The organism is Buttiauxella sp. S19-1 (assembly GCF_022134725.1).
GTDB lineage: Bacteria > Pseudomonadota > Gammaproteobacteria > Enterobacterales > Enterobacteriaceae > Buttiauxella > Buttiauxella ferragutiae.
In genome coordinates this window covers 25,160-32,068 of sequence record NZ_JAHWLU010000047.1, presented here as the reverse complement: position 1 = coordinate 32,068, position 6,909 = coordinate 25,160, and the positions used below count along the sequence as shown (strand labels likewise).

The window sequence follows — 6,909 nt, the reverse complement described above, 5'->3', positions numbered from 1 at the left end:
ACCAGTCACGATTAGCGACCCACAAACGATTAAAACGCGTAATTTAACTGGCGAACATACTGAAGTTGAATTTGATTTTACGATCTGCAAAGCCCATTCCCCTGAGGAAGAATCTCGCATCACCAGAATCCGCGCTAAAGAATAAATAACATAGCTCCGACCTGCAAAATAATCATTTGCAGGTCGGGTTAACGCAGCGCTCGCCAGTGTTTATTACCAGACCTACGTTTATCCCGGAAGCCATGTTATGCAAAATAAACTCGATGGTATTAAAAGAAAAATCAGCAATGCTTTAATTGTTGATCGTGAGAATGATATTTACCGTTGTAATCGCAATGTATTTGTCGATGACCAATTATTTGAACTGGAAATAAAACATATCTTTGAAGGGAATTGGGTTTATCTGGCGCATGAAAGCCAAATCCCTGACGCCGGAGATTATTTTACCTTAACGCTCGGTAGGCAGCCGGTACTTATAACACGCGATAAAAAGAACGAACTGCATGGCTTAATTAATAGCTGTGCTCACCGTGGCGCGATGTTATGCCGCCGTAAAGCGGGCAATAAAAACTCGTTTACCTGCCCATTCCACGGTTGGACGTTCAGTAACAATGGCAAGCTATTGAAAGCCAAGGATGAAAGCGTCGGGGGATATCCGGAATCATTTAAACAAAATGGCTCCCACGACCTGAAAAAACTGCCGCGCTTTGAGTCGTATCGTGGATTCCTGTTTGGCAGTCTGTCTGACGATGTTATGCCGCTTGAGGATTACCTGGGCGAAACGTGCAAAATCATTGATTTGATTGTTGATCAGGCCCCTGAAGGGCTGGAAGTGCTGCAAGGTGCATCAAGTTATATCTATGAAGGTAACTGGAAATTAGGTGCCGAAAACGGCGCGGACGGTTATCACGTCAGTGTTGTGCACTGGAACTATGCTTCGACGATGTCGCGCCGGAATTATGAAGCTGAGGGTACTCAGGCCGTGGATGCTAACGGCTGGTCAAAAAGCGTCGGCGGGGGTTACGGTTTTGAACACGGCCACATGCTGCTGTGGACGCGCGCACTGAACCCAGAAGTTCGCCCGGTATTTACCGAAACTGAGCGCCTGAAAGCCGTGTTTGGCGAAAAACGTGCCGACTTAATGGTCAATGAAACGCGTAACTTGTGTCTGTATCCGAACGTCTACCTGATGGACCAGTTCTCTACACAAATCCGCGTCATTCGTCCGCTTGCCGTCGATAAAACCGAAGTGACGATTTACTGCTTTGCACCAAAAGGGGAAAGCGCGTCAAAGCGGGCCACTCGTATCCGACAGTACGAAGATTTCTTTAATGTCAGCGGTATGGGGACGCCTGATGATCTGGAAGAGTTCCGTTCCTGCCAGCAGGGCTATATGGCGACGAATCTGCAGTGGAGCGATTTAAGCCGTGGCGCAACGCATTGGGTCTATGGCGCGGATGATCACGCCAAACAGTCAGGATTCACACCGCAAATAAGTGGCATTCGTTCGGAAGACGAAGCGCTCTATATTGCCCATCACCATCACTGGCAACAAACCATGCTGGCGGCTATCGAGAAAGAGCAACAGCAATATGATGCTTCAATCACTCAGCGTGTGGAGGTTGCACCATGAACCTGGATATTAACGCCATCAGCCAATTTCTTTACTACGAAGCCAGCCTGTTGGACGACCGTCAGTGGGACGAATGGCTAAGCTGTTACAGCCCCAAAGTGGTCTACTGGATGCCTGCCTGGGGAGACGACGACAAGCTCACGACTGACCCACAAAGCCAGATTTCCCTGATTTATTACCCAAGCCGTGACGGGCTGGAAGACCGTGTGTATCGCATTAAGACCGAACGTTCTGGTGCCAGTACTCCGGAACCGCGAACCACCCATATGCTCAGTAATATCATGATTGTGGGCAGCCAAGGTGACTGCGTTGATGTGCGTTACAATTGGGTGACGCATAGCCATCGTTATCAACAAAGCGGTTACTTCTTTGGCACCACCTATTGCACGCTACGACAAACGGAAGGCCTGCCGCAGATCACCCGTAAAACCATTCAGCTAAACAATGACTACATCCGCCAGGTTATCGACATTTATCACGTCTGAGTAGAGGAATTGCCATGAGTTTTAACATCGCCCTCAACTTTGAAGATGGGGTTACGCGTTTCATTAGCTGCAATGCAGGTGAAAAAATCCTTGATGCTGCCTATCGCCAGAAAGTGAACCTACCGATGGATTGCTCCGACGGTGTGTGTGGAACCTGTAAATGCCACTGCGCTAGTGGGGAATACTCGTTAGGTGAAGATTTCCTCGAAGAGGCGTTGTCTGACGATGAATCCAGGCAGCGCCAGGTATTGACCTGCCAAATGGTTCCCAGTTCGGACTGTGTGATAGATGTGCCAGTGAGTGCATCGGCGTGTAAAACCGGTATCGGCAGATTCCAGGGTAAGGTTATTCGTTGTGACGCTTTGTCATCCAGCGCCATTGAGTTGGTCATTGAACTAGAAAAAGGGATCGACTTCCTGCCTGGGCAGTATGTGAATATTCAGGTGCCAGGCGGTACACAGTTGCGTGCGTACTCTTTCAGCTCGCTACCTGGCGATACGCAAGCCAGTTTCCTGATCCGCAATGTGCCGGGCGGGTTGATGAGCAGTTGGTTGTTACAGCAGGCTAAAACCGGAGATGAGCTAACACTTACCGGCCCGATGGGCAGTTTCTATTTACGTCCGCTGCAACGCCCGATAGTCATGTTGGCTGGGGGCACGGGGCTTGCGCCATTTCTGGCGATGCTGAAAAAGCTCGCATTAAATCCCGTTAACCAACCTATTACGTTGCTATATGGTGTCACCAAAGACAGTGACCTGGTGATGACAGAAGCGCTGGATGAACTGGCAGGGCGATTAACGAATTTCCGCTGGCTGCCTGTCGTCACGGATACAGAGTCTGCCTGCCCGCAAAAAGGCTTTGTCACTGACCATTTTGACCACGCATTGCTCAATGATGGCGACGTAGATGTTTATCTTTGCGGCCCGCCGCCAATGGTGGATGCGGTGTTACGCACCTTGCAGAAACGCCAGATAACACCAGCCAGTTTCCACTATGAAAAATTTGCCCCAGGCCAGAAGGCCGAACAGCATGCGGCCGCATAAGGAGAAACAATGAGATTCCAAAATAAAGTGGCCGTCATCACTGGCGCGGCGCAAGGTATTGGCCGCCAGGTGGCAGAGCAAATGGCTCAAGAGGGCGCGCGTTTGGTGTTGATCGACCGGGCGCGATATGTTTTTGAACTAGCTGAAAACCTGCATCAACAAGGCTGTGAAGTGCTGGCGCTGGAGGCTGACCTTGAACAATGGGAAAGTACCCAGCACACCATGGCGCAGGCACATCAACACTTTGGTCAGCTGGATATTTTGGTGAACAACGTCGGTGGCACTATCTGGGCCCGCCCGTATGCAGAATATCAGCCCGATCAAATTGAAGCGGAGATCCGCCGTTCGCTATTTCCAACGCTGTGGGGATGCCGCGCAGTGCTGCCGTATATGCTGGAACAACAGCGTGGTGTGATTGTGAACGTATCTTCAGTGGCGACGCGTGGCGTTAACCGTGTGCCTTATTCCGCAGCAAAAGGCGGGGTAAATGCCATTACGCAGTCGCTGGCGATGGAATACACCGGTAGTGGGATTCGTATCAATGCCACCGCACCTGGTGGGACGCAAGCGCCAGCGAGACTGACTCCGCGCAATCAGGAACAACCCAGCCCGCAAGAACAGGCGTGGTATCAGCAAGTGGTTGATCAAACCAAAGACAGCAGCCTGATGCATCGCTACGGGACGCTTGCAGAGCAGGCTAACGCCATCCTGTTTTTGGCCAGTGATGACGCCAGCTATATCACTGGCACCATTCTTCCGGTGGGTGGCGGCGATTTAGGGTAACTTTAAGTGTAAATTGACGGGTGTTGTTGGCGCGAATCCGACCTACGGTTTCGATTTTGTAGGGTGGATTCGCGTCAGCAGCATTCACGACATCATCAGGACGTTATCTCAATCAGATTACCATCCGGGTCTGCTATCACCGCCTCGTAAAAACCATCGCCAGTCCAGCGCGCTTCATGTACCAGAGCATCGAGCGGTTTAAGGCTGGCGACGAGTTTATCGACCGCTTCCACAGAACCCAGGCTAATAGCGATATGCGCCCAGCCGGTGCGGTTATCTTCGCGCGGCGGTTTATCCACCAGCCCCGGTAGCGTCATCAGTTCCAGTGCGGGGCCATTTTCCAGCGTCACAAAATGGGAGATAAACCCTTCACGGCGCTTTGAGTGATAAGCCTCACCAATATGCGCGTTGAAATGTTGACGCCAGAAGGCACAGGCGCTCTCAAGATTGTTGGTCCACAGGGCGATATGAGCAACCTGCATCTTTTACCTCCATCCATATGAAATTTCGATAGTTGTGGAAAGCAGTAGCGCAGAGTCACCGCTTCGTTTACACCTTGTCTACACTTTAAAAATCATCTGGTTATCTTACTCGTACCGCGATGCCCGTCGCGCTGTTTACTGCGCCCTCTATCACATCCTGGTGAAATATCCGGTTACCGCCATGCTTGCCATATTGGCGCAGACTATTGTTTTTGTACGGGGATTTTTTTGCACTTTTGGCACAAATAACCCATGTCGTGCCGCCTTTATCTTTCCGACAGGAGTAGCAGCAATGCGTACAAAACAGGCTATATGGACTCTATCCACCCTCTGTTTGACCGTGCTTTCTGCACAGGCGGCAGGGCTTCCAGACAAAATTGGTGCCGGTGAAGGGCAGCTCGATATTATCGCGTGGCCGGGTTACATCGAACGTGGTGATACCGACAAAGCCTACAATTGGGTGACGGATTTCGAAAAAGAGACCGGTTGTAAGGTGAACGTGAAAACGGCGGCCACCTCTGACGAAATGGTCAGTTTGATGGCGAAGGGCGGTTACGACCTGGTGACCGCATCGGGCGACGCCTCATTGCGCCTGATTATGGGTAAACGTGTGCAGCCGATTAATACTGCGCTTATCCCTAACTGGAAAAATATTGATCCGCGCCTGGTAAAAGGCTCGTGGTTTAACGTCGACGGCAAAGTGTATGGCACGCCGTATCAGTGGGGGCCAAACCTGCTGATGTACAACACCAAAACTTTCCCGACGCCACCAGACAGCTGGAGCGTGGTGTTCGTCAAACAAGACTTGCCTGACGGCAAAACCAATCAGGGCCGAGTGCAGGCTTATGACGGGCCGATTTACATTGCCGATGCCGCGTTGTTTGTTAAAGCCACACAGCCACAACTTGGCATTACCGACCCGTACCAACTCACCGAAGAACAATACGCGGCAGTGCTGAAGGTACTGCGTGACCAACACGGTCTGATTCACCGCTACTGGCATGACACCACTGTGCAAATGAGCGACTTCAAAAACGAAGGTGTAGTCGCTTCCAGCGCCTGGCCGTATCAGGCCAACGCCCTGAAAGGGGAAGGCCAGCCGATTGGTACCGTATTCCCGAAAGAGGGCGTCACCGGTTGGGCAGATACCACCATGCTGCATGCTGATGCGAAACATATGAACTGCGCCTACAAATGGATGGACCACTCGCTAAAAGCGAAAGTTCAGGGTGACGTAGCGGCCTGGTTTGGCTCACTGCCTGCCGTGGCTGAAGGTTGTAAAGCCAGTACCTTGCTCGGCGATAAAGGCTGTGAAACCAACGGCTATAACTACTTCGATAAGATCGTGTTCTGGAAAACCCCGGTAGCCGAAGGCGGTAAATTCGTGCCGTACAGTCGCTGGACCCAGGATTACATCGCCATCATGGGTGGCCGTTAAGCCTGGAGGAGTTATGCCGTACGCTGTGCAGTTTCGAAACGTCTCGCGCCTTTACGGTGATGTGCGAGCCGTAGATAACGTCTCAATTGATATTGAAGACGGGGAGTTTTTCTCCATGCTCGGGCCATCTGGCTCGGGCAAGACCACCTGCTTACGGCTGATTGCGGGCTTTGAACAGGTCACCTCCGGCGAAATCGCCATTTTCGGCAAACCGGCGCAAGACGTGCCGCCTTATCAACGGGATGTGAATACCGTCTTCCAGGATTACGCCTTATTCCCCCATATGACGGTGCTGGAAAATGTTGCTTATGGTTTGATGGTCAAAGGCGTGGATAAGAAAACTCGCCTCGCCAAAGCGCAAGAAGCACTCGAGCGCGTGGCACTGGGTTTTGTTCACGCTCGTAAACCGTCGCAACTTTCCGGTGGGCAGCGGCAACGTGTGGCGCTGGCACGTGCCTTAGTCAATCGCCCACGTGTCTTGTTGCTGGATGAACCGCTGGGCGCGCTGGATCTCAAACTGCGTGAACAGATGCAGGGCGAGTTGAAAAACCTGCAGCGTGAATTGGGCATCACTTTTATTTTTGTCACCCATGACCAAAGTGAAGCGTTGTCGATGTCCGACCGCGTGGCGGTGTTTAACAATGGCCGTATCGAACAAGTTGATACGCCACGCCAGTTGTATATGAAACCGCGCACTGCGTTTGTGGCGAGTTTTGTGGGCACTTCAAACGTGTTGCAACCGGCGCTTTCCGGGAAAGTGTGTGGTGAAGAAGCGCTATTTTCACTGCGCCCTGAACACATCGTTCTGAGTAATGAACCGAGCCTCAGCAACGAAATTCGTGTCAATGGCATGATTCAGGAAATCCACTATCAAGGGGCGGCGACGCGTTTTGAACTGCGTCTTGCCGGTGGCGAAAAACTGTTGGTCAGTGAGGCGAACCCGCAACGCATTATCAGCGAAGAACGCTATCAAATCGGCCAGCAGGTCACCGCAGTCTGGCCCCGGGCGGCGATGGTTCCGTTGCTGGGGGAAGGATGAAATGGA

The 6,909-nt window shown here is 51.7% G+C and carries 7 protein-coding genes and 1 pseudogene; 7 read left to right on the top strand and 1 reads right to left on the bottom strand.

Annotation, left to right across the window (positions count from 1 at the left end; genetic code table 11):
- From MES37_RS24870 to benD, 5 genes and pseudogenes are all read left to right on the top strand, one after another.
- A pseudogene (locus MES37_RS24870) lies at nucleotides 1-145 on the top strand (catechol 1,2-dioxygenase); the annotation flags it as partial.
- A 102-nt stretch (nucleotides 146-247) separates the two neighbouring features.
- Nucleotides 248-1,633 (top strand): Rieske 2Fe-2S domain-containing protein, encoded by a 1,386-nt coding sequence (locus MES37_RS12425; RefSeq protein WP_237931540.1) that lies wholly within the window; start codon nucleotides 248-250, stop codon nucleotides 1,631-1,633.
- Complete coding sequence (locus MES37_RS12420) at nucleotides 1,630-2,118, top strand: aromatic-ring-hydroxylating dioxygenase subunit beta (RefSeq protein WP_237931538.1); 489 nt, start codon at nucleotides 1,630-1,632, stop codon at nucleotides 2,116-2,118. The genes MES37_RS12425 and MES37_RS12420 overlap by 4 nt, the downstream gene beginning before the upstream one ends.
- Before the next feature lie 14 nt (nucleotides 2,119-2,132).
- Nucleotides 2,133-3,161, top strand: a complete 1,029-nt coding sequence (gene benC, locus MES37_RS12415) for a benzoate 1,2-dioxygenase electron transfer component BenC (protein WP_121813527.1) — start codon at nucleotides 2,133-2,135, stop codon at nucleotides 3,159-3,161.
- 9 nt (nucleotides 3,162-3,170) lie between these two features.
- Nucleotides 3,171-3,944: a benzoate diol dehydrogenase BenD gene (gene benD / locus MES37_RS12410; RefSeq protein WP_064546535.1), complete on the top strand. Its 774-nt coding sequence runs from the start codon at nucleotides 3,171-3,173 to the stop codon at nucleotides 3,942-3,944.
- A 95-nt stretch (nucleotides 3,945-4,039) separates the two neighbouring features.
- On the opposite strand, the gene MES37_RS12405 is transcribed toward benD, so the two are convergent.
- Nucleotides 4,040-4,426 carry a VOC family protein gene (locus tag MES37_RS12405; RefSeq protein ID WP_064546537.1) on the bottom strand — a complete coding sequence of 129 codons (387 nt, stop codon included), beginning with the start codon at nucleotides 4,424-4,426 and terminating at the stop codon, nucleotides 4,040-4,042.
- 292 nt (nucleotides 4,427-4,718) lie between these two features.
- On the opposite strand from MES37_RS12405, the gene ydcS reads away from it, so the two are divergent.
- Nucleotides 4,719-5,864, top strand: a complete 1,146-nt coding sequence (gene ydcS / locus MES37_RS12400) for a putative ABC transporter substrate-binding protein YdcS (RefSeq protein ID WP_064546539.1) — start codon at nucleotides 4,719-4,721, stop codon at nucleotides 5,862-5,864.
- A gap of 13 nt (nucleotides 5,865-5,877) precedes the next feature.
- A complete protein-coding gene (locus MES37_RS12395) occupies nucleotides 5,878-6,903 on the top strand; it encodes an ABC transporter ATP-binding protein (RefSeq protein WP_064546541.1) in 1,026 nt (341 codons plus the stop codon).
- Nucleotides 6,904-6,909: the final 6 nt, after the last annotated feature.